This is a genomic window from Rhizobium sp. CF142 (assembly GCF_000281145.1).
Taxonomy (GTDB): Bacteria; Pseudomonadota; Alphaproteobacteria; order Rhizobiales; family Rhizobiaceae; genus Rhizobium.
The window spans coordinates 26,384-46,754 of record NZ_AJWE01000105.1; the positions used below are offsets into that span (position 1 = coordinate 26,384).

The following is a 20,371-nucleotide window of genomic DNA, read 5'->3' on the forward strand; positions in this document are numbered from 1 at the left end:
GAGAGTTTCCGGGGAGGAGTTGAGCAATGGATCAGACATCAATCCACACTTCCGAGGGTGAAGCCTCGACGGCAAGCAAGCTGAAATATATGCCGGGATTCGGCAACGATTTCGAAACGGAGTCGCTTCCCGGCGCCTTGCCCCAGGGGCAGAACAGCCCCCAGAAATGCAACTACGGTCTTTATGCCGAGCAGCTTTCCGGCTCGCCGTTTACCGCGCCGCGCGGGACGAATGAAAGGTCCTGGCTTTATCGCATTCGCCCGAGCGTGCGTCATACAGGCCGCTTCTCGAACGCGTCCTATCCGCTCTGGAAAACCGCGCCTTGCCTGGACGAGCATTCGCTTCCCCTGGGGCAGCTTCGCTGGAATCCCATCCCCACGCCCACCGATAAGCTGACATTTCTTCAGGGGGTGCGGACAATGACGACGGCAGGCGATGTAACGACCCAGGTGGGTATGTCAGCACATGCTTACGTCTTCAATGAGGACATGGTGGATGATTATTTCTTCAACGCCGATGGTGAACTGCTGATCGTGCCGCAGCTCGGCGCCGTCAGGGTATTCACCGAAATGGGCATCATGGATGTCGAGCCCCTGGAAATATGCCTCATCCCGCGCGGTATGATGTTCAAGATTCTGAGGGGCGGCGAGCAGACGGTCTGGCGTGGCTATATCTGCGAGAATTACGGCGCGAAATTCACCCTGCCGGACCGCGGACCCATCGGCGCCAACTGTCTGGCAAACCCGCGCGACTTCAAGACGCCCGTCGCCGCTTTCGAGGACAAGGAAAAACCCTGTCGCGTCCATGTGAAGTGGTGCGGAAAATTCTATGTTACCGATATCGGCCACTCACCGCTCGATGTGGTGGCTTGGCACGGCAACTACGCCCCCTTCAAATACGATTTGCGGACATTTGCTCCTGTTGGCGCGATCCGCTTCGATCATCCCGATCCGTCGATTTTTTCAGTGCTGACCGCGCCCACCGAAGATGCAGGCACGGCGAATGTCGATTTCGTGATCTTTCCGCCGCGCTGGCTGGTGGCCGAGCACACTTTTCGTCCGCCCTGGTACCACCGCAACATCATGAGCGAGTTCATGGGCTTGATCCATGGCCAGTATGACGCCAAGGAGGAGGGCTTCGTCCCCGGCGGCATGAGCCTGCACAACATGATGCTCGCCCACGGGCCGGACGCGCTTGCCTTCGAAAAGGCATCCAATGCCGAGCTCAAGCCGGTGAAGCTGGATCACACCATGGCCTTCATGTTCGAGACCCGGTACCCGCAGCAATTGACGAAATACGCAGCCGAGCTTGAAACGCTGCAGGATGATTATCTGGAATGCTGGAACGGCCTGGAACGCAAGTTCGACGGAACCCCCGGTATCAAGTGATGGCATCAAGTGAGGGTCGGTCAGGCATCCTCTGGCACGGGAATGGGATATGAAGCTTGCGACGTTAAAAGACTCCACGAGAGATGGCCGGCTCATTGTCGTCTCCCGCGACCTTACCCGCTATTCCGAAGTCGGTCACATTGCCCGCACGTTGCAGGCGGCTCTCGATGACTGGGAGCACGTGGCTCCAAGACTCGCGCAGATTGCCGAAGGTATCGAGACAGGTGCCCAGCCGACGATCCGGTTTCACGAACACGACGCCGCATCGCCTTTGCCGCGGGCCTACCAATGGGCCGACGGTTCAGCCTATCTCAACCATGTTGAATTGGTACGCAAGGCGCGGGGCGCCGAGATGCCGGCGAGCTTCTGGACCGATCCGCTGATGTATCAAGGTGGTTCGGACGGTTTCCTCGCGCCGCGAGATCCGATCGTGGTGGCTGACGAGGCTTATGGGATCGACATGGAGGGCGAGGTTGCCGTCATCGCCGGTGACGTTGCCATGGGCTCCGGTCTGGAAGCTGCGCGCGATGCCATCCGTCTGGTGATGCTCGTCAATGACGTGTCGCTGCGCGGTCTCATACCGGACGAGCTGGCAAAGGGATTTGGCTTCTTCCAGTCCAAGCCGGCATCGGCATTTTCTCCGGTCGCGGTGACGCCGGACGAGCTCGGAGAGTCGTGGGATGGCGGCAAAGTGTGTCTGCCGCTGCTTGTCAGCTTGAACGGCAAGGCATTCGGCAAGGCGAATACCGGCATCGACATGACGTTTGATTTTGGTCAGCTCATCGCCCATGCGGCCAAAACCCGCAATCTGGTGGCCGGAACGATTATCGGCTCGGGAACGGTTTCCAACAAGCTGGATGGCGGAGCGGGCAAGCCCATCGAAGACGGAGGGGACGGCTACTCATGCATCGCCGAGATACGGATGATTGAGACGATCGAGATCGGATCGCCGAAGACTCCATTCATGAAGTTCGGGGATCAGGTGCGCATCGAGATGAAGGATCGTGCCGGCCATTCGATCTTCGGGGCGATCGAGCAGACGGTCGAAAGATACGGGGGAGCTGGGGTGCAATGAACGAGGTTGTTCTCTACGATTACTGGAGGTCATCGGCGAGCTATCGCGTCCGCATTGCGCTCAATCTCTTGGCGATCGACTACAAAACAGTGTCCATCAACCTGTTGGAGGGAGCGCACAGGAAGCCGGAATATCTGGCGCTCAACCCGCAGGGGCTCGTGCCGACATTGGTAGTCGACGGGAAAACTCTGACCCAGTCGCTGGCAATTATCGAGTATCTGGCCGAGGTTCGGCCGGAATGCGGATTGCTGCCAGCCGATATTGCCGATCGTCAGAAAGTGCGCGCCTTCGCATACGCGATCGCCATGGACATTCATCCGATATGCAACACCCATGTCGTGGCGCATCTCATGACCGTAACGGACAAGACCGAGGCCCGCGAGGAATGGATGAAGCATTTCATCACGGACGGACTTCGTAAGCTGGAAGCGATGATCGACCCAGCCGACAAAGGGTTCAGCTTTGGGGATACACCGACGATGGCGGACCTCTGTCTTGTTCCGCAGGTCTACAATGCGCGCCGCTGGGGAGTGGACATGACCGATTTCAAGCGCATCGTCGACATCGATGGCAAATGCGCCAAACTGCCAGCCTTCCAGGCTGCCCATCCTGACCGCGCGAAACCTTAACGCAAAGGGCACGTTTGGAGTGCGCGGGAGCACGACCGATGAGGTGGCGCACGGCAATTGCGACCACCGCTTTTCCCGCCGATCTTCTCAACCGCATGCTGCTATGTTTCTCCGGTGCCGAGGCCAAGGGCTGAACCCTGCTGCATCAGTTGAGTTAGGTCGAGATCACCGGATGGCTCGCGACGTCTCTCGTGGCGCTCGTCGCACCGACCGCTGACCGCGCTTCGCAAAGTCGATTTGGATACCACGCTGATCGCGTGGCATCAGCAGAAGAGGAGCGGACGATATCGGCGGCGTGGTGATATACTCATCCCAGGAGGAGGTCTCACGCTGGCCGTCGAGCGGTTCGCGCGATGACACAGGGCTTGGCCGCGGCATCCCGCCTCGGCCCAGGAAGGGAAGGAGACAACGCATGAACAATGTAGCGATCCACCCAATCGTGGATTCAGGATACCGGGCGACCGATGCGTCATTTGCCGGCGGCACGCTAGTATGCAATTGCGCGAGCAATCCGGTGAAAGTCCGCGTCAAGGGCGATATTGCCCACAACCATGCCTGCGGCTGCACGAAATGCTGGAAGCCGCAGGGTGCGGTCTTTTCCGTGGTTGCCGTCGCGCCAACGGCGAATGTCGAGGTTCTGGAGAACGGAAACAAGCTGGCAGTTGTCGACGCGTCCGCGCTGATCCAGCGCCATGCCTGCAAGGATTGCGGGGTCCACATGTACGGGCCTGTCGAGCGCGATCACGCCTTTCAGGGGCTCTCCTTCGTCCATCCCGAACGGTTCCAGGAAAGAGGTTGGGCAGGACCCGGCTTTGCCGCCTTCGTGTCTTCCATTATCGAAAGCGGATACGATCCTGGGAAGATGGGCGCCGTACGGTCGCGTCTCAAGGAGGTTGGGCTTGAGCCTTACGATTGCCTGTCGCCCGGGTTGATGGACTTGATCGCCACCTGGACGGCGAAAAAGGCGGGGGTTCTCGCGGCCTGACACGTCGCGGAAATTCGCTTTCGGTACCGTCGCGATTCTCGCGGCGGTGCTCCAGGATAAAGGCGCTCGACACGCCTTCGCCCAGATGCGGGTCAGCCCTTGTTCGTTATCGCTGCCCGCAACGCGTCGTTGATGCGCTCCTGCCAACCTGAGCCGTCGGCCTGGAAGTGGGCGAGAACCTCGCTGTCGAGCTTCAAGGTCACAAGTTCCTTGACGTTGGGCAGGGTGGGCCGCTCGACGGCCGATGTCGCCGGTTTCTTGACGGGTTTGAACAGGGCCTCGGCCGCTTCATGCGGGTTAGCGGGGCGTCTCGGGGTGCGCATGCGCGTTTCTTCCTGGTTTTTCGAGCCGGACCATTCGAGCTCGAGACCGGGTTTGTCGACAGGATCTGTCGCATCGTCAAGTGGAAACACCGGAGGCGATCTTCAAGAGTAGGAAAACTGCCGCCCACCTCAGGGAGAGCCCTCCTTCAATCCTGCATGTCCCACGTCCCTAAGCCGCGCATCCCTTCAGGAATATATCCGCGCACATTCTCGCCCTTGCGGCGATCTCTTCGATGTTGGGCGCCGGCAGCTGGCGCAGCATGGCGGCGCGTTGGGGTTCCATGATCATCATGCCGCGCAGCATGCCGCAGGCAGCGTGCGGATCTTCGAGCTTGATCAGCCCGCGTTCCACCTGGCGGCGCAGCCAGTTTTCCATCGACGTGTTGGTGCGCACGATCGCCTTCTCGTAAAACGAGGTGGCGAGTTCGGGAAAGCGGTCGGATTCGCCGATGACGAGGCGGGTAATCGTAATCGTGTCCTGCGAAAGCGTCAGCATGCCATAGGCCATCAGCATGCGTTCCAACCCCTGGCGGAGCTCGGCCGTCGCCAGTGTGCCGGGATCGAGCGCCAAGAGGAAGCGTCCAGTACGATCCGAGACCATTTCGGAAAACAGATCTGCCTTCGTTGGAAAGAGGCGATAGAGCGTCTTCGTCGAAACGCCGGCTTCTTGGGCGATCGCGGCGATGCTGACCGCGGCATAACCATTCTCGTGAAACTGCTTGTTGGCGGCCTCGATGAGCACGCCGCGCGTATCCTCGTCACAACGCACCTGCGGCCTGCCACGTGGCTTCTTCTCGATATTGTGATTTTGGACCATTGTGATTTTCCAAATTCTTGTTGACTTCTCTTTTTTAGCCCATATTTTGGAAAACATCAAGTTTCCTAAATTTGACTTGAGCCGAATTTAAAGGCCGCGGCCAAGACGACAGCGACCTTCCACAAGGAGAGAGACGATGTCCGTCACAAAGCTGCATGCTCTGAACAACAACGGTGTCCCGGCCGATATACCGGCCACCGAAACCACCGCTGAAGCCACACCTGCAACGCTTGACGCCGGCAAGACGCCGCGTGTCACCGAGCCTGCTGCCGCGTCCGCCACAGAGGCACCGGTCCGCAAGCGCGGCGGCCGCTCGCTGCTGATCGGCGTTGCCGCCATCGCCATCATCGCCGCAGGCGCCTATTACGGCCATAATTACTGGACGGTCGGCCGCTTCGAGGTCTCGACCGACGATGCCTATGTCCAAGCCGATAGCACCACGGTCTCCCCGAAGGTTTCAGGCTATCTTATGGAGGTCCTGGTTGCCGACAATCAGGCGGTGAAGGCCGGTCAGCCGCTCGCTCGCATCGACGATCGAGATTTCCGCACTGCGCTCGATCAGGCAAAGGCCGATGTCGCCGCTGCCGAAGCAACCGTCAACGCCAAGCAGGCTTCGCTCGATATCCAGCAGTCGACCATCGCCGCCGCTCGCGCCACGCTCGACGTTGACCAAGCCAACGAGACCTTCGCGGAACAGAACAACAAGCGCTATACGAACCTGGCCACCAACGGTTATGCGCCAGTTCAGACCGCCCAGCAGGCGGCTTCGGCAATCGCCGCCGCCCAGGCCACGATCGTACGCGACAGCGCCGCCCTCGACGCCGCAACGAAGCAGGTCGAGCTGCTGAATGCCGAGCTTGCCCAGGCCAAGGCGACACTTGCCCATGACCAGGCCGTCGCGCATCAGGCTGAGCTCAACCTCTCCTATGCGACGATCGTTGCGCCCGTCGATGGCACGGTCGGCAACCGTACGCTGCGCGTCGGCCAGTATGTTCAGGCCGGCACCCAACTGATGGCAGTCGTGCCGACGACAGCTGCCTATATCGTAGCCAATTACAAGGAGACACAGCTGACCGATGTCCATGCCGGCCAGCCTGTCGCCATCGAGGTCGATATGTTCCCGGGCCGCACCTATCACGGCCATGTCGACAGCCTGTCGCCGGCAAGCGGCCAGGAATTCGCACTGCTGCCGCCCGACAACGCCACCGGCAACTTCACCAAGGTCGTCCAACGCATCCCGGTGAAGATCGTGCTTGATGGCGATGCCGCAGAAAAGGGCGATCTGCGCCCAGGCATGTCCGTCCAGCCGAGCATCGACACCAAGGTCGATGCTACCAGCAACTAAGCGAAGGGGCAGGAGACCGTGTCATGTCCAGTATCGCAACAACATCGGGCGCCATCCCGCAGCCGGGCGCCAGCACCAAGGCCAGCACAAGGGATTGGATTGCCGTTCTCGCCGGCATGATCGGCGCCTTCATGGCGATTCTCAATATCCAGATCACCAATGCCTCTCTCCTTGATATCGAGGGCGGCATCGGCACAGGCGTCGATAACGGCGCCTGGATCTCCACCTCCTATCTGATCGGTGAGATCGTCGTCATTCCGCTGACGGCCTATTTCAGCAATGTCTTCTCGTTCCGCCGCTATATCCTCGTCAATTCCATCCTCTTTCCGCTCTTTTCGATGGCCTGTGCCTTCGCCCATGATCTCGGCACGATGATCCTGCTGCGCGGCCTGCAGGGCTTTGCCGGCGGCGTGTTGATCCCCATGGCCTTCACCATGGTGCTGACCAAGCTGCCGAAGAGCCAGCAGCCGCTCGGCCTTGCCGTCTTTGCCTTGTCGGTCACCTTCGCCCCGGCCATCGGCCCGACAATCGGCGGCTATCTGACGGAGAATTACGGCTGGCAGACGATCTTCTTCATCAACACCATCCCGAGCCTCATCATGGCGGCGGCTCTCGCTCTGACGCTTGAGAAGCAGCCGATGCAGCTTCATCTCCTGAGGGAGGGCGACTGGGCCGGCATCGTCACCATGGCAATCGGCCTTTCGGCGCTGCAGACCGTACTGGAAGAAGGCAACAAGGACGACTGGTTCTCTTCGCCCTTCATCGTCAAGCTCGGCATCGTGGCCTTCGTCTTCCTGGTCGCCTTCATCTGGATCGAGCTCACCGTCAAGAAGCCGCTGGTAAAGCTGCGCCTGCTCACACAGCGCAATTTCGGCATCGGCGTGCTGGTCAACGTGCTGGTCGGTGTGGCGCTCTTCGGCACGGTCTATATCCTGCCGCAATATCTCGGCCAGGTGCAGCGCTATAATGCCGAGCAGATCGGTAATGTGCTTGCCTGGACCGGCCTGCCACAGCTCTTGCTCATCCCGCTGGTGCCGGTTTTGATGAAGCGCTTCGATGCCCGCTATATCGGTTTTCTCGGCATCTCGATCTTCGCAATCAGCTGCTTCATGAACATCACGCTCTCGGCCAACAATGCCGGCGACCAGTTCTGGATTCCGAATATCGTGCGCGCCATCGGCCAGGCCCTGGTGCTGACCCCGATCACCGCGATCACCACGGCCGGCATTGCGCCTGCAGATGCCGCTGCTGCCTCGGGCCTCACCAACATGCTGCGCAACCTCGGTGGTGCGATCGGCACGGCTTCACTCGGCACCATCCTGACGAAGCGCGAGCAGTTCCACTCGAATATCATCGGCCAGTCGATCACATTGACCCGGGACGAGGTGCGCGACCGCCTGACCCAGCTCACCGGTTACTTCACCCAGCACGGGGTCACCGATCCGGCTGTCGCATCGCAGAAGGCGATCGTCGTGCTCGGCCAGATCGTCAAGCGCCAGGCCCTCATCATGGGTTTCAGTGATACGTTTGCGGTCATCGGCGTGGTATTGGCGCTGGCGGCAATTGCCTTGCTTCTGACCAAGAAGCCGCAGGCCGGCGGGGGTGCGGGCGCCCATTGAGGTACCCGACCGAAATAGAAACAGGCCCGATGGGCCTGTTCAGACTGCTGACAAACCCGTCGATATTTTCGGCGGGTTTTGTTTTTGTGGCTTGGATTTTTAGGCTGGAGGATATTGGCGCAGAGAAAACCGGCGTATCGGCTCACGCCATGCTGGGATTCGGCGCTCTGGTCAACGCCATTGCGATCTTCTTGATGTTTTGGGCGGCGGCAGCCAGCAGGCACTGGCATGCGACGCGGGTGAGACTTCGGAAGCGGGCATAGCGATGCCCGTGAAGCTGCTTTGCATCGGCAAACGAGCGTTCGACGGTCTCCTTGCGGCGCTTGTAGATCGCCTTGCCCCAGGCCGTCAGGCGGTTGGCATCGGTGCGCTCTCTGGCATCGGCCCAGACATGGCGGGTGATCGTGCGGATTGCCTTGGCGTTCGACGTGCAGGAGGCCAGCAACGGACAGTCGCGGCAGATAGCCGGATCGGATGTGTATTGTTTGTAGCCGTTGCGGTCGGTGGTGGCATAGGCGAGCAGTTGTCCCTCGGGGCAACGACAACCGTCCGTCTCAGGCTCGTAGACGAACTTCGACCTGCGCATCATGCCGGCCTTCGGCGGGGTGGGAGTGCGATAGCCGGTGACACCGAGGATATGGCGGTCTTCCAGACCCTTGGCGATGCCGGACGTGGCATAGCCCGCATCCAGGCCAACCGCGCCGATGTCGAAGGCGAAACGGGTGCGCTGACGGTCCAGCCGCTCGAGATAGACGATACTGTCGTGCACATTGGCGGGTGTGACATGGGTATCGGTGATGATGGCGAGCTTGCCGTCCACCGTGCGGTGATCGAGATAGAAAAAGCCCTTCGGTTTGCCGTCGCGCACCATATAGCCGCTGTCGGGATCGGTGCGCGAGACCTTGGTCTCCTTGACCTGCGGCTCGCGGTCCTTTTCCGTCAACGGCTTCTGGCCGTGCAGCGCCCGTTCCGCCTCGATCGCCCGGTCGAGATCGGCCCAATAATCGGAGCGCGACTTTTCGATCATAGCAAGATCATATTTGCCCTTGTTGGCATTCGCCTTCAGATGCGTCGAATCCGTATAAAGCACCGTGCCATCGACCAGCTTGTGGGCGATCGCCTGGCTGACGATATGGTCAAAAATGTCCTGGGCAACCGAGGTGTCATTGAAGCGCCGCCGCCGGTTCTGCGACAATGTCGAGGCATCGAACACGCCATCGGTCAGCTTCAACCGCAAGAACCAGCGATAGGCCACGTTGACCTCGATCTCCCGCACCAGCTGCCGCTCCGAGCGCACTGCGAACAGGTAGCCGATGAACAGTGCCTTGAACATCAAGGTCGGATCGAGCGGCGGGCGGCCGTTGTCGGTGCAGTAAAGCCCGGCAACACGGTCATGAATGAAGGAAAAGTCGATCACCGCATCTATTCTGCGAAGCAGGTGATCCTTCGGAACAAGCTGATCGAGCGTCACCATCTCGAGAGCCGTCTGTTCGGGAGCAGGTTTCTTCAGCATAGCACACTGAATCACAAACCCCTGGGCCAGACCAGGGGTTTGTCAGCAGTCTGAGCAGGCCCGATGGGCCTGTTTTTTGCGTCTCGGGCAGCCCGATTAGCGATGATGGAGATATGCTTTTCAGGCGCCGTTATGCGGCCTTGAGCAAGGGCAGCAGTTGCGCGCCCTGCCGTTTGATCTCCGAAAGATAGGGCGTGTCGGAGAGCACGAAATGGCTGATGCCGAGCTCCTGATATTTGCGCAATGAGCGGGCGACATCTGCAGCGGAACCCACCAGCCAGGTCGTGCCTGCGCCGCCGCCGCCGAATTTGCCGGGCGTGGTGTAAAGATTGTCGTCGAGCACTTCACCGCGCTGATGAAGGTCGAGCAGGCGCCGCTGCCCGACGGCGACGGCCCGCTGGTGGTCGTGCCAGCCGGCACCGCTGTTTTCTGCCATTTCGGCGACCTTCGCCTCGGCATCGGCCCAAGCTTCTTCTGTCGTGTCGCGGACCAGCGTCGTAATCCTCAGCCCGAATTGAAGCGGTGGCAGATCGCGGTCGAGATTGCGGCTCAGCCGCTTCAAACGGTCGATCCGTTCCCGCACGCCATCGAGCGGTTCGCCCCAGAAAAGCTGGACATCGGCTTCGGTGGCCGAGACGCGCTCGGCCGCTTCCGATGCGCCGCCGAAATAGAGCTTCGGATGGCGGCGCTCGCCGCGAGCCGCGATGCGTGGAACGACGGTGGATTCGCTGACCCCGAAATGCTCGCCGGCAAAGGTGACGTTTTCCTCGGTCCATAATTTTCGCACCAGCCGCATGAATTCCTTGGTGCGGCCGTAGCGATGCGCCTGATCGCCCTCGCTGTCGCCATAGGCGGCCAGATTGTCTTTGCCGGAGACGATGTTGACGCGCACACGTCCGCTGGTGAGATGATCGAGCGAGGCGGCGGCCGAGGCAAAATTCGCCGGCCGCCAGTAGCCGGGACGGATGGCGATCAGCGGCTCGAAGGTTGTTGTCCGTGCCGCAAGTGCAGTTGCCAGAGTAAAGGTGTCCGGCCGACCCCAGCCGGTGCCGATGAGCGCGCCCTTCCAGCCGTGCTCTTCGAGTGCCTTGGCATGGCTCGTCAGCGTTTCCAGGCTGTTGTGGTTTTCTGCCGCCGAATCGCCGCGGTGGCCGGGTTTGACGGCATTGGGGATGTACCAGAGGAATTCCGGATTGCTGCTCATGCGATGCGCCTGCGGTTCTCTATGATTGGATTGTCAAGGATAGGGCGGCCGGGCTTTCCTGCGAGCCCGGCTGCCCCGTGTCTCTGCATGGATGAATTACCCAGCCGCCCGGGCCGCTTCGCCCTGCTGCGCCTTGAGCGCCAAGCCATTCGGCGGGCGGCGAAGGCCGAGATTCTCGCGCAGTGTCGTGCCTTCATATTCCTCACGAAAGAGGCCCCGCTTGCGCAGGATCGGCACGACCTGATCGACGAAATCAGTCAATCCCGTTGGCAGGACCGGCGGCATGATGTTGAAGGCGTCGGCGGCGCCATTGTCGAACCATTCCTGCATCGCGTCCGCCACCTGTTCCGGCGTGCCGACCACCGTGCGGTGGCCGCGGGCAGTGGCGACCGCCAGGTAGAATTCGCGCAGCGTCATATTGTTGCGGGAGACCAGATCGGTGACCAGCTTCAGGCGGCTCTTGTTGAGCTCGGTGTTGTCAGGAAGCGGCGGAGCCGGATCGTCGAGCGAATAACCGGAGAGATCGACGCCCTTGTAGTGGCGTGACAGGATGTTCCAGGCGACCGAGGGGTGAACGAGCGACTGGATATAGTCGTAATTTGCTTTGGCCTCAGCCTCCGTGCCGCCCAGCACCGGGAAGATGCCGGGGCTGATCAGCAGTTCGTCTGGGCCGCGTCCATAGCGGGCAAGACGTCCTTTGACGTCGGAGTAGAATTCCTGAGCGTCTTCCAGCGTCTGGTTGGCGGTGAAGATCATCTCGGCGGTGCGCGCTGCGAGCTCGCGTCCGGGCTCGGATGCGCCGGCCTGGACGATGACGGGATAACCCTGGACGGGGCGGGCGACATTCAGGGGGCCGCTGACACTGAAGAACTGGCCCTTGTGATTGAGCTGATGCACCTTGTCCGGATCGAGGTAGACGCCGCTTTCCTTGTCGCGGATGAAGGCATCGTCCTCGTAGGAATCCCATAAGCCCTTCACCAGGTCGACGAATTCCTCGGCCCGTGCATAGCGGTCGGCATGGGCCGGGTGGCCAGGGATAGAGAAATTCTTGGAGACATCGGCGCCTGTGGTGACGACATTCCAGGCCGCACGCCCCTTGGAAATATAGTCAAGCGAGGCGAATTTGCGGGCAAGCAGATAGGGATCTTCGTAGGTCGTGGATGCGGTCGCGACAAAGCCGATATGGCTTGTTACCTGCGAAAGCGCCGCCCACAGGGTGACCGGCTCGAAATGGGCGCCTTGCGCCGTGCGGCGTAGCGCCTCCGGATCCTTGGCACGCTCCCAGCCGGCGGGACTATCGGCAACGAAGACGAGATCGAACTTGCCACGTTCGGCCGTCTGGACGAGGTCACGATAGTGATCGATGTTGAGGCCGGCATCGGCCTGCGCGTCCGAGTGGCGCCAGGCGGCGATATGATGGCCCGTTGCCATGATGAATGCGCCAAGCCGTATCTGTCTTTTCTGACTGGCCATGATGACGATCTCCGTTGGTTCAGGCGGCGCGGCGGCCGGGGGCATCAACCCCGAGCCGGCTCAGAAGACGGGTTCGGATCTGTGCGAAGCGCAGATCGCCGTGATCGCGGGGCACGGCCAAGTCGATGCACAGATCCTCCACGAAACGGCCCTCGTCGAGCACCAGGATCCTGTCGGCGAGCGAGATCGCCTCATCGACGTCATGGGTGACGAGCAGAACGGCGGGGCGGTGTTTCGCACAAAGCTCCCGCAAAAGGTCGTGCATCTTCAGCCGGGTCAGCGCATCGAGCGCGCCGAAGGGCTCGTCCGCCAGCAGCAGGGCCGGCTCGCGCACCAGCGAGCGGGCGAGCGCGACCCTCTGCTGCTCACCGCCGGAAAGCTGGTTCGGCCAGGCAGTTTCCCGTCCTTCGAGACCGACTTCGGCGAGCGCCTTGCGTCCGGCTTCCTGCCCGGTTTCACCCGGCAGACCGAGCGTGACGTTCTGGATGACCGTGCGCCAGGGCAGCAGGCGGGCATCCTGAAAGACCACAGAGAGTTTTTCCGGCGTCTCGAGCGTACCCGTTCCCTCGACCTCGTGGTCGAGGCCGGCAAGGGCTTTGAGGAAAGTGCTCTTGCCTGATCCGCTTTTCCCGAGCAGGGCCACGAACTCGCCCTCGCCGATATCGAGATCCACGCCGTCGAGGATCGTCTTCGCCGCAAAACGCCGCACGAGATTTGCGATGTGGACGGCCGGCTTCAATTGGCCAGAGTGCGGCGCCATGACAGGACCCTCCGTTCGAGCAGTCGGACGAGACCGTCCGAGACGAGGCCGAGAAGCACATAGACCACGAGGCCGACGAGAATGACGTCGGTCTGGCCATAGGTGCGGGCAAGATCGATCATGTAGCCAAGGCCGCTGGTGGAGTTGATCTGTTCGACCACCACGAGCGACACCCAGCAGAGCGTGACGGCAAAGCGCAGGCCGAGAAGGAAACCGGGCAGGGCGCCGGGCAGTACGACCTGGAAGATGAAGTCCTTCTGGCCCATGCGCAGTGTCTCGGCGAGCTCGACATAACGGCTGTCGATGCTACGCAGTGCGTTGTGGGTGTGGATGTAGATGGGGATGATGACGGCAAGCACGATGGTCGTGACCTTCATGCCTTCGCCAATCCCGAACCACAGGATAAAAAGCGGGATCAGCGCCAGCGTCGGGATGGCTCGCTTGATCTGGATCGGGCCATCGATCAGCGCCTCGCCGATGCGGGACAGACCGGCGATGACCGCGAGAGCCGTGCCGATGACAAGACCGATGCTGAGGCCGAGCAGCGCGCGCGTCGCAGAGGTCACGAAGTTGTCCTGCAGGCGGCCCTCGGCGATCAGCCGTCCGAAGGCCTCGACGACCGTCCAGGGTGCCGAAAGAATGCGCGGATCGATCCACCCCAATGCCGATCCGACAACCCAGGCCAGCACCAGCAGTGCCGGACCGATCTGCAGTCCGAAGGGTATCTCGCGTCCGGGGCCTAGCCTGCGGCGGGCGCGGGAGGCTGAGGGCTTTGCCGTGGCGGTGACACCAGCGCTTCCGCGCGACGATCTCAGTGATGTCTTGACGTTATCCGCATCCCAGGTGGTTGCCATGCTTGCGATCTCCTCTCTTCGCGATGGAACGGCACGCGCGATTACTGGCTTCTTGGCAGAGCGCCGGCAGCGATTTTTTCGAAGCGGTTGTCGAAGATCTGTTCGACGTCGAAGGGCTTGTAGCCAAGCTCGTCGGCCAACAGGTTGATGGTTTCCTGATGGCGCTTCTTCACGTCCGCCCAGCTGTCGGGGATGACCTGGGTGCCTGCGAGCTTGATAAGAAATTCGGCATCCTCGCGGCTCAGGCCCTGCTGGCCGATGTAATATTCCTTGATCCAGATCTCGGGATTCTGATCGACCCATTCGGTTGCGCGCGCCCAGAGGCGGACATATTCGGCAAGGGCGGCTGCTTTTGCGGGATCGTCCAACACCCATTGCGGCGCATAGAGATGGGCGGGGTCGTCACGCAGGCCGTGCTCGACGAGGTTTGCGCCATCGGAGCCATACTGGCTGATGTAGCGGCGGATATTGACGCCGCCGAGCGGCGCGATATCGACCTGCTTGCTGGCGAGTGCCTTTGGATAGACATCGCCGGTGCTCGGCAGCTCGACCAGCGTGGCGTCTTTCTTCGTCAGGCCTGCGGCATGGAGCGCGCGGAGCACGAGCGTGCCCTGGGCCTGGCCGGGGCTGAAGGCGATGCGCTTGCCGCGGAAATCTGCGAGCGACTTGACGTCGACGCCAGGCGCGATGCCGAAACGGTAGATTGGATTGGCAATCGGGTCCTTACGTTCACGATAGGCGATGTTGCGGACGGGCAGGTTGTTCCAGGTTGCGAAGATCGACGGGATTTCGGCTACAGAGCCGACATCGAGCGCGTGCGCGCGGAAGGCTTCGGAAGTCTGCGGGCCGCCGCTGAGATTGGCCCATTTGACCTCGAAGGTGAGTTCCTTGATGAGGCCGGAAACCTCAAGGGCCTTCTGCGTCACCGGATCACCGATCGTCAGGACCGTTCCCGATGGCACCTTGTCGAGCAGCGGCGTGCTCGTTTCGGCCACCGCCACGTTGCTGAACATGCCGAGGGAGATGAGGCTGAGCAAAGCCGTTCCCAATGTTTTTGCCAATGTCATCGTTGATGTTTCCCGTTAGGTTGCAATGTCAGGAAGCGATGACGGGAAGGGTGGCTAATTCTCTATAAAATCTATAGACTATTTATTTCTTTCGTTCGCCGGTTCATGAAAAATCCTACCAATTGTGCAGGCGTGACAGACTCGCGCGTTGCCTGTTGAGCGTATTGCGATTTCCTGCTCAGGCGACAAGTCGCAGCCTTGCGTTGTGATGAGATCGGGTCAGAGCAGTGAAGCCAATGCAATGCCCAAGCCTTTTCGTCGTGGAACATTACATCAGGATCTTCTGTTAACTCTCGAGAAACCTTGTCTTGCTTCGGAGTGTGTATGAAATTCTCGCACTGTGAGGCTTGGTTACATTCCTTTACGTTCCGCTGTTAAAGTCACATCCGAAAGATCTGCTGAAGCGACTTTACGGTTGGACTAACGATGCTTGGTGCTGAGATCCTTGCATTCCTGGAGGCATGTCCGATGGCGGTGCTCGTGCTCGACACCACCGGCCATGTCATCTTTGCCAATGCCGAAGCCGGGCATCTCCTCCATCTTGAAGACCGGCTCGCCGGCGTGGGTATTACCGAACTCATGCCGGAATGGCCGTTGCTCTCGGGCGTCTCCACTGCCTTCATCAGTGATCGTTCCGGTCATCGTCGGCTATGCCGTGTACAGGTCATGAGCTGGCCCACGGGCACGGAGACGGTCACGGCTGCTTTCCTCGAGCCGGTGGATGACGAGCGTCCTGCGGGTTATGCGGCGCGCGAAGCCAATCTGCGCCTGCGCTATGTCATCGAGATGCTGCCGGAGGCGGTCTGCGTGTTCGACGCCAACGACCGCTATGTTCTCTGGAACCAGAAATATGCCGAGCTTTACGTTGATATAGCCGAGCATCTCAGGCCCGGTGTCGCCTTTGAGGATATATTGAGGACCAGTCTCGCCGGCGATGGGATGCGCGAGCTCGTCGAGGACAAGGAGGCGTGGTTCAGCGCCCGCATGCAGAAATTTCGTCAGCCGGTTTCGCAAGAAGAGCAGCAGTTGCGGGATGGCCGATGGCTGCGCCACGACGACCGGCGCACGCCCGACGGCGGCGCGATCGGCATGCGTATCGATATTACCGGCCTCAAGCAGCGGGAAGACTGGCTTCGCCAATTGTTCAACGCCAATCCCATGCCCATGCTTTTGTGCGATGGCGATAGTCTTACCATTCTGCAGGCCAACCAAGCAGCTGTTGATTTCTATGGCTTCCAACCTGCGACGCTACTGTCGAAGCGAGCCTGCGACATGCATGTCGACGGCGAACTCCAGGAATTCGAGAAAGTCCTCCTTCATCTTGACGGTGACTGTGATGCGCGGACGATCTGGCGACAGACGACGCGGGACGGATCAGAGCGCCACGTGCTGATCTATGTTCGTCAGCTCCACGAAGGGGCCGAGCATCGGCTGCTGCTCACCGCGGCCGATGTCAGCGACAGAATTCTTGCCGAGACTGAAGCCAATCGTTTGGCGCATCACGACATTCTCACAGGTCTGCCAAACAGGATGCAATTCTACAAGGCGCTCGAAAAAGCCCTTGCATCGGAGGACCGGGAAAAGGTCATTATCTGCTGTCTGGATCTGGATGGGTTCAAGCCCGTCAATGACACGTTTGGCCATGCTGCCGGGGATGAAGTGCTGAAAAATGTTGCCAATCGGCTGCAGATGCATGCGCGAGGTCATCTGGTTGCCCGCCTCGGGGGCGATGAATTTGCAATCCTGATGATGGGAAAAAGAAGCGAGGCCATTGATGTCGCCGAGCGCTGCATCGGCGCCTTCGAGCAGCCTTTTACAATCAACGGTCTTGCCATACGTCTCGGCATCAGTATCGGCATTGCTGCGGCTGACGAAGTGGACCGCGAAGCGCTCATGCAGGAGGCGGACCGGGCGCTCTATCGCGCCAAGGCCGATGGTCGCAACATCTGGCGCATGACGCCTCAGGATTTGCCTGTTCCGAAGCGGGCCAAGGCCTGATCGCCCGTCAGTTCTCGTCCTGCCTAGCTGCAAGCAGCCAATCACGAAACGTTCTTGCCTCGCGCGAGAGGCCCTTTGCCTCGATGAGCCAGTAGGCCTTGTCCATATCGGAAGCCCTCTCGAAGAGGGAAACCAGCGAGCCCGCCGCGATCTCCTCTGCGATCAGCTCGGTTGGGCAAAGTCCGATACCCTGGCCGCTGATCAACGAGCCGATCATGAGATTGAAGTCGGCAAAAACAGGTCCGGCCTTCGGCGCGGAATTGATACCGGCGCCTGACAACCAGCGCGCCCAGGCATCGACCGTCTCGTCATGCAAGATTTCGCAGGCGAGCAGGTCAGCTGGCTTGTGAAAGGGGCCATGCCGGGCGAGGAATTCCGCCGAACAGGTCGGTCTGGTCTCGGCATCCAGGAGCTTGATGGCACCGGGGCTTGGCCGCACGCCGTGGCAGACCAAGAGATCGGCACCTGCCGCTTCGGGCGTCCTGGCATCGAGCGCATAGACGATGTTGATCCTGATATCTGGATAAGCAATTCTCAGTCTCGGCAGCTGCGGAATGAGCCATCGCACTGCCATCGAGGGAATGCACGCAACGCTGACCGGGCGGCTGTTTACCTCCAGCCTCAACTGCCCGGCGGCGACTTCGATATGCTCCAACGCATGCGTGACGGCTGCACCGAATTCCCTGCCGGCGGCTGTCAGCGTCACGCCACGGCTATGACGCAGAAACAAGGGGATGCGGAGCCAATTCTCCATTGCCTTCACATGCTGGCTGATGCCGGCCGGTTTCAGGTTCAATTCGGCAGCCGCCCGGACGAAGCTTTCGTGGCGTGCGGCGGCTTCGAACGCCCGCAGTGATGCGAGAGGAAGGTTTCTCATGGCAGGATGACTAAGCATAACTTGCCCAGAGGGCAAGGATCATCTCGGTTGCCCAATGGCGCAGCCTCGCTAAGAGTGCTCGGCGACTTATTGCGTGTCACCGGGCGCAGCACCGGAAGATCGCCAGCGGAGCGGAACTAACCGGATGTCGAAGCAGTCGATAGTGCCAATTCCATCTGACGCAGCCGAGCGGCGGTCAGCACCGCCCGTGGTTGTCTATCCCGTCGAGACCCTGCCGTCTGCCGATCTCGGTCTGCTCGAGGCCGCCCGCGAAACGCTGACGAAGGTCGGCGAGGTGATTGTGCCACCGCGCGAGGCAGGCAGCTTCCACGTTCCACAGGGGCATTTCTTTCGCATCGTTAGCATCGACGGTCCGCAGGTCGGTGACCTCAATCTGTGGAACGCTGCCGATCTTACCGAACGGTTTTTCAGCGGCAAGACACGGGCTCTGCACGCAACCCATGTCGGTGTCGGCGATCGTCTCTGGAGCACGCTGCCGTATCTGCGCCCTATGGCGACGATCACCTATGACAGCCTCGGCTGGTATGGCTGGGATGACGACGGTGCCGGCATTCATGATGTCATCGGCACGCGCTGCGATCCCTATACGAACCGATTGCTAAAGGGTAGCGACTACCATCATTGCTGTCATTCGAACCTGACGCGGGCGCTCGCTGCCGATAGCGGCATGCCGCTCGAGCAGGCCGAGATGCATGTGCATGACGTGCTCAACGTCTTCATGTGCACCGGTTTCACCAGGGACACGCACCAGTATTTCATGAAGGCCAGCCCCGTCAGGCCGGGAGATTTCATCGAATTCTTTGCCGAGATCGATCTTCTCGGCGCCTTGTCGGCCTGCCCAGGTGGCGATTGTGGTGCAAGCCATTCCAGCGATATGGCCGCATGCTATCCGTTGAAGGTCGAGATCTGGAAGCCCGATCCCGCGACACTCGCCAACTGGGCGTCGCCGGAGCGAAATCCCTATCCGAGGACGCATCGATAAATCGGTAAGTCGAACGGCTCTTTCGTAGAAGAGCGCTCAGACGATCAGGATTGCCCTGAAATCATTCACGTTTGTGCCGGTCGGGCCGGTTTCGAAGAGGTCGCCGATCGCCTTGAAACCGGAATAGCTGTCATTGCCGTCGAGTACGCGGCGCGGGTCGAAGCCGGCGGCGCGCAGCCGCTTGACGGTACCGCCGTCGGAAAATGCGCCGGCATTGTTTTCCGAACCGTCGATACCGTCGGTGTCGGCGGCGAGTACGTGGATGGTGTTGTGCCCGTCGATTGCCAATGCGAGCGCCAGCGCGAATTCACCGTTGCGGCCGCCTTTGCCGTCCTTGGCGCGCAGCGTCACCGTCGTCTCCCCGCCGGAGAGAATGACGGCCGGCTTCGTGAAGGGCCGGTCGCGGCCGGCGACCTCGCGAGCGATCGCCGCATGTACTAGCGCCACGTCGCGCGATTCACCTTCGACGGAATCCGACAGGATCGCCGGCGTGATTCCCTTCGAACGTGCAAGGTCGGCGGCTGCCTCCAGCGATACGCCGGCTGAGGCAATGATGTAGTGCTCATGCTGGGCAAAGGCCGGATCGTTCGGCCGTGGCGCATCGGCTTTGGGGGAGTTCAGATGATCGATAGCCGCCTGCGGCAGCTTGAGGCTGTACTGCTGGATGATCTGAAGCGCATCGTGCCGGGTCGAACCGTCGGGAACGGTCGGGCCTGAGGCAACATGGGCGGGATTGTCGCCGGGAATGTCAGAGACGATCAGGCTGACGACGCGGGCCTTGGTCGCAGCAGCCAGCCGCCCGCCCTTGATAGTCGAGAGGTGTTTGCGCACGACGTTCATGGCCGAGATCGGTGCGCCAGAAGCAAGAAGCAACTCGTTCAAGAGGATCTCGTCCTGCAGCGTCAGCCCTTCCGGTGGAGAAGGCAGGAGCGCCGAGCCGCCGCCGCAGATCAGTGCGATGACGAGGTCGTTCTCACCCAGTCCGGCGACTGTCTCCATCAATCGTCTGGAGGCGGCAAGGCCGGCGGCATCGGGAACCGGATGAGCAGCTTCAATGATCTCGATATGATCGGTCTCGCAACCGTAGCCATAGCGGGTGACCACCACGCCTTCGAGCGGTCCGTCCCACACGCTTTCCAGCGCGCGTGCCATCTGTGCGGCACCCTTGCCGGCACCGATTATGACTGTCCTGCCATCAGGCTTCTCCGGCAAATGCGCGGTAATGCCGGTCAGCGGATCGGCGGCGCGCACGGCGGCGGAAAACAGCGAAGTCAGGAAATCGCGAGGGGAGGGCATGGACATGATGATCTCTCTGGAGACACGGGCAGAAAGGATGGCTTCCACGTTTGTAGGCATGGCTGTCGACATATCGCTTGTCAATGCAGGAGCCGTCCCCATCCGTTCGGTGTGATTGATAATCGTCTGGAGGCGGCTATCTATT

General features: G+C 60.8%; 18 protein-coding genes. 8 read left to right on the forward strand and 10 right to left on the reverse strand.

What is annotated here, in order from left to right; genetic code table 11:
- Positions 1-26: 26 nt before the first annotated feature.
- From hmgA to gfa, 4 genes are all read left to right on the forward strand, one after another.
- Positions 27-1,388 (forward strand): homogentisate 1,2-dioxygenase, encoded by a 1,362-nt coding sequence (gene hmgA / locus PMI11_RS24510; RefSeq protein WP_007822562.1) that lies wholly within the window; start codon positions 27-29, stop codon positions 1,386-1,388.
- Between the two features lie 49 nt (positions 1,389-1,437).
- Complete coding sequence (locus PMI11_RS24515) at positions 1,438-2,463, forward strand: fumarylacetoacetate hydrolase family protein (protein WP_007822563.1); 1,026 nt, start codon at positions 1,438-1,440, stop codon at positions 2,461-2,463.
- Positions 2,460-3,092, forward strand: a complete 633-nt coding sequence (gene maiA, locus PMI11_RS24520) for a maleylacetoacetate isomerase (protein WP_007822564.1) — start codon at positions 2,460-2,462, stop codon at positions 3,090-3,092. Before PMI11_RS24515 ends, maiA begins: the two co-directional genes overlap by 4 nt.
- Positions 3,093-3,504: 412 nt before the next feature.
- Positions 3,505-4,077, forward strand: a complete 573-nt coding sequence (gfa, locus tag PMI11_RS24525; RefSeq protein WP_007822565.1) for an S-(hydroxymethyl)glutathione synthase — start codon at positions 3,505-3,507, stop codon at positions 4,075-4,077.
- A gap of 92 nt (positions 4,078-4,169) precedes the next feature.
- On the opposite strand, the gene PMI11_RS24530 is transcribed toward gfa, so the two are convergent.
- Together PMI11_RS24530 and PMI11_RS24535 are read right to left on the reverse strand one after the other, a co-directional pair.
- Positions 4,170-4,400: a BrnA antitoxin family protein gene (locus PMI11_RS24530; protein ID WP_007822566.1), complete on the reverse strand. Its 231-nt coding sequence runs from the start codon at positions 4,398-4,400 to the stop codon at positions 4,170-4,172.
- Positions 4,401-4,569: 169 nt separating this feature from the next.
- Positions 4,570-5,217 (reverse strand): TetR/AcrR family transcriptional regulator, encoded by a 648-nt coding sequence (locus tag PMI11_RS24535; protein ID WP_037072031.1) that lies wholly within the window; start codon positions 5,215-5,217, stop codon positions 4,570-4,572.
- A 136-nt stretch (positions 5,218-5,353) separates the two neighbouring features.
- Between PMI11_RS24535 and PMI11_RS24540 the strand changes: the two genes are divergently transcribed.
- Both PMI11_RS24540 and PMI11_RS24545 read left to right on the forward strand, forming a co-directional pair.
- Complete coding sequence (locus tag PMI11_RS24540) at positions 5,354-6,562, forward strand: HlyD family secretion protein (protein ID WP_007822568.1); 1,209 nt, start codon at positions 5,354-5,356, stop codon at positions 6,560-6,562.
- Positions 6,563-6,585: 23 nt separating this feature from the next.
- Positions 6,586-8,181 carry a DHA2 family efflux MFS transporter permease subunit gene (locus PMI11_RS24545; RefSeq protein WP_007822569.1) on the forward strand — a complete coding sequence of 532 codons (1,596 nt, stop codon included), beginning with the start codon at positions 6,586-6,588 and terminating at the stop codon, positions 8,179-8,181.
- A gap of 142 nt (positions 8,182-8,323) precedes the next feature.
- Here the strand turns inward: PMI11_RS24545 and PMI11_RS24550 are convergent, their stop codons facing one another.
- From PMI11_RS24550 to PMI11_RS24575, 6 genes are all read right to left on the reverse strand, one after another.
- Positions 8,324-9,694 (reverse strand): IS1182 family transposase, encoded by a 1,371-nt coding sequence (locus PMI11_RS24550; RefSeq protein WP_037072033.1) that lies wholly within the window; start codon positions 9,692-9,694, stop codon positions 8,324-8,326.
- Between the two features lie 130 nt (positions 9,695-9,824).
- Positions 9,825-10,898 (reverse strand): LLM class flavin-dependent oxidoreductase, encoded by a 1,074-nt coding sequence (locus tag PMI11_RS24555; protein ID WP_007822572.1) that lies wholly within the window; start codon positions 10,896-10,898, stop codon positions 9,825-9,827.
- A gap of 96 nt (positions 10,899-10,994) precedes the next feature.
- A complete protein-coding gene (locus PMI11_RS24560; RefSeq protein WP_007822573.1) occupies positions 10,995-12,371 on the reverse strand; it encodes an LLM class flavin-dependent oxidoreductase in 1,377 nt (458 codons plus the stop codon).
- Between the two features lie 19 nt (positions 12,372-12,390).
- Positions 12,391-13,131, reverse strand: a complete 741-nt coding sequence (locus PMI11_RS24565) for an ABC transporter ATP-binding protein (RefSeq protein ID WP_007822574.1) — start codon at positions 13,129-13,131, stop codon at positions 12,391-12,393.
- Positions 13,107-13,985, reverse strand: coding sequence for an ABC transporter permease (locus PMI11_RS24570; protein WP_007822575.1), 879 nt, complete (start codon positions 13,983-13,985; stop codon positions 13,107-13,109). The genes PMI11_RS24565 and PMI11_RS24570 overlap by 25 nt, the downstream gene beginning before the upstream one ends.
- 41 nt (positions 13,986-14,026) lie before the next feature.
- On the reverse strand, positions 14,027-15,052 hold the full coding sequence (locus PMI11_RS24575) for an ABC transporter substrate-binding protein (protein WP_007822576.1): 1,026 nt from the start codon (positions 15,050-15,052) through the stop codon (positions 14,027-14,029).
- A gap of 426 nt (positions 15,053-15,478) precedes the next feature.
- On the opposite strand from PMI11_RS24575, the gene PMI11_RS24580 reads away from it, so the two are divergent.
- Positions 15,479-17,050, forward strand: coding sequence for a diguanylate cyclase domain-containing protein (locus PMI11_RS24580; protein WP_037072035.1), 1,572 nt, complete (start codon positions 15,479-15,481; stop codon positions 17,048-17,050).
- 7 nt (positions 17,051-17,057) lie between these two features.
- Here the strand turns inward: PMI11_RS24580 and PMI11_RS24585 are convergent, their stop codons facing one another.
- Positions 17,058-17,927, reverse strand: coding sequence for a LysR substrate-binding domain-containing protein (locus PMI11_RS24585; protein ID WP_007822586.1), 870 nt, complete (start codon positions 17,925-17,927; stop codon positions 17,058-17,060).
- 145 nt (positions 17,928-18,072) lie between these two features.
- Here PMI11_RS24585 and PMI11_RS24590 point away from each other — a divergent pair, with 145 nt between their 5' ends.
- A complete protein-coding gene (locus tag PMI11_RS24590) occupies positions 18,073-18,930 on the forward strand; it encodes an urea carboxylase-associated family protein (protein WP_007822588.1) in 858 nt (285 codons plus the stop codon).
- Positions 18,931-18,966: 36 nt separating this feature from the next.
- Here PMI11_RS24590 and PMI11_RS24595 read toward each other — a convergent pair whose 3' ends face one another.
- A complete protein-coding gene (locus PMI11_RS24595) occupies positions 18,967-20,232 on the reverse strand; it encodes a glycerate kinase type-2 family protein (RefSeq protein ID WP_037072037.1) in 1,266 nt (421 codons plus the stop codon).
- Positions 20,233-20,371: the final 139 nt, after the last annotated feature.

What these genes read in the sequence shown, in the direction of transcription:
- hmgA (WP_007822562.1), top strand. Translation starts at nt 27, where the DNA reads ATGGATCAGACATCAATCCACACTTCCGAGGGTGAAGCCTCGACGGCA.
- PMI11_RS24515 (WP_007822563.1), top strand. Translation starts at nt 1,438, where the DNA reads ATGAAGCTTGCGACGTTAAAAGACTCCACGAGAGATGGCCGGCTCATT.
- PMI11_RS24560 (WP_007822573.1), bottom strand. Translation starts at nt 12,371, where the DNA reads ATGGCCAGTCAGAAAAGACAGATACGGCTTGGCGCATTCATCATGGCA.
- PMI11_RS24570 (WP_007822575.1), bottom strand. Translation starts at nt 13,985, where the DNA reads ATGGCAACCACCTGGGATGCGGATAACGTCAAGACATCACTGAGATCG.
- PMI11_RS24550 (WP_037072033.1), bottom strand. Translation starts at nt 9,694, where the DNA reads ATGCTGAAGAAACCTGCTCCCGAACAGACGGCTCTCGAGATGGTGACG.
- PMI11_RS24595 (WP_037072037.1), bottom strand. Translation starts at nt 20,232, where the DNA reads ATGTCCATGCCCTCCCCTCGCGATTTCCTGACTTCGCTGTTTTCCGCC.
- PMI11_RS24535 (WP_037072031.1), bottom strand. Translation starts at nt 5,217, where the DNA reads ATGGTCCAAAATCACAATATCGAGAAGAAGCCACGTGGCAGGCCGCAG.
- PMI11_RS24575 (WP_007822576.1), bottom strand. Translation starts at nt 15,052, where the DNA reads ATGACATTGGCAAAAACATTGGGAACGGCTTTGCTCAGCCTCATCTCC.
- PMI11_RS24580 (WP_037072035.1), top strand. Translation starts at nt 15,479, where the DNA reads ATGCTTGGTGCTGAGATCCTTGCATTCCTGGAGGCATGTCCGATGGCG.
- PMI11_RS24530 (WP_007822566.1), bottom strand. Translation starts at nt 4,400, where the DNA reads ATGCGCACCCCGAGACGCCCCGCTAACCCGCATGAAGCGGCCGAGGCC.
- PMI11_RS24565 (WP_007822574.1), bottom strand. Translation starts at nt 13,131, where the DNA reads ATGGCGCCGCACTCTGGCCAATTGAAGCCGGCCGTCCACATCGCAAAT.
- PMI11_RS24555 (WP_007822572.1), bottom strand. Translation starts at nt 10,898, where the DNA reads ATGAGCAGCAATCCGGAATTCCTCTGGTACATCCCCAATGCCGTCAAA.
- PMI11_RS24590 (WP_007822588.1), top strand. Translation starts at nt 18,073, where the DNA reads ATGTCGAAGCAGTCGATAGTGCCAATTCCATCTGACGCAGCCGAGCGG.
- PMI11_RS24585 (WP_007822586.1), bottom strand. Translation starts at nt 17,927, where the DNA reads ATGAGAAACCTTCCTCTCGCATCACTGCGGGCGTTCGAAGCCGCCGCA.
- maiA (WP_007822564.1), top strand. Translation starts at nt 2,460, where the DNA reads ATGAACGAGGTTGTTCTCTACGATTACTGGAGGTCATCGGCGAGCTAT.
- PMI11_RS24540 (WP_007822568.1), top strand. Translation starts at nt 5,354, where the DNA reads ATGTCCGTCACAAAGCTGCATGCTCTGAACAACAACGGTGTCCCGGCC.
- gfa (WP_007822565.1), top strand. Translation starts at nt 3,505, where the DNA reads ATGAACAATGTAGCGATCCACCCAATCGTGGATTCAGGATACCGGGCG.
- PMI11_RS24545 (WP_007822569.1), top strand. Translation starts at nt 6,586, where the DNA reads ATGTCCAGTATCGCAACAACATCGGGCGCCATCCCGCAGCCGGGCGCC.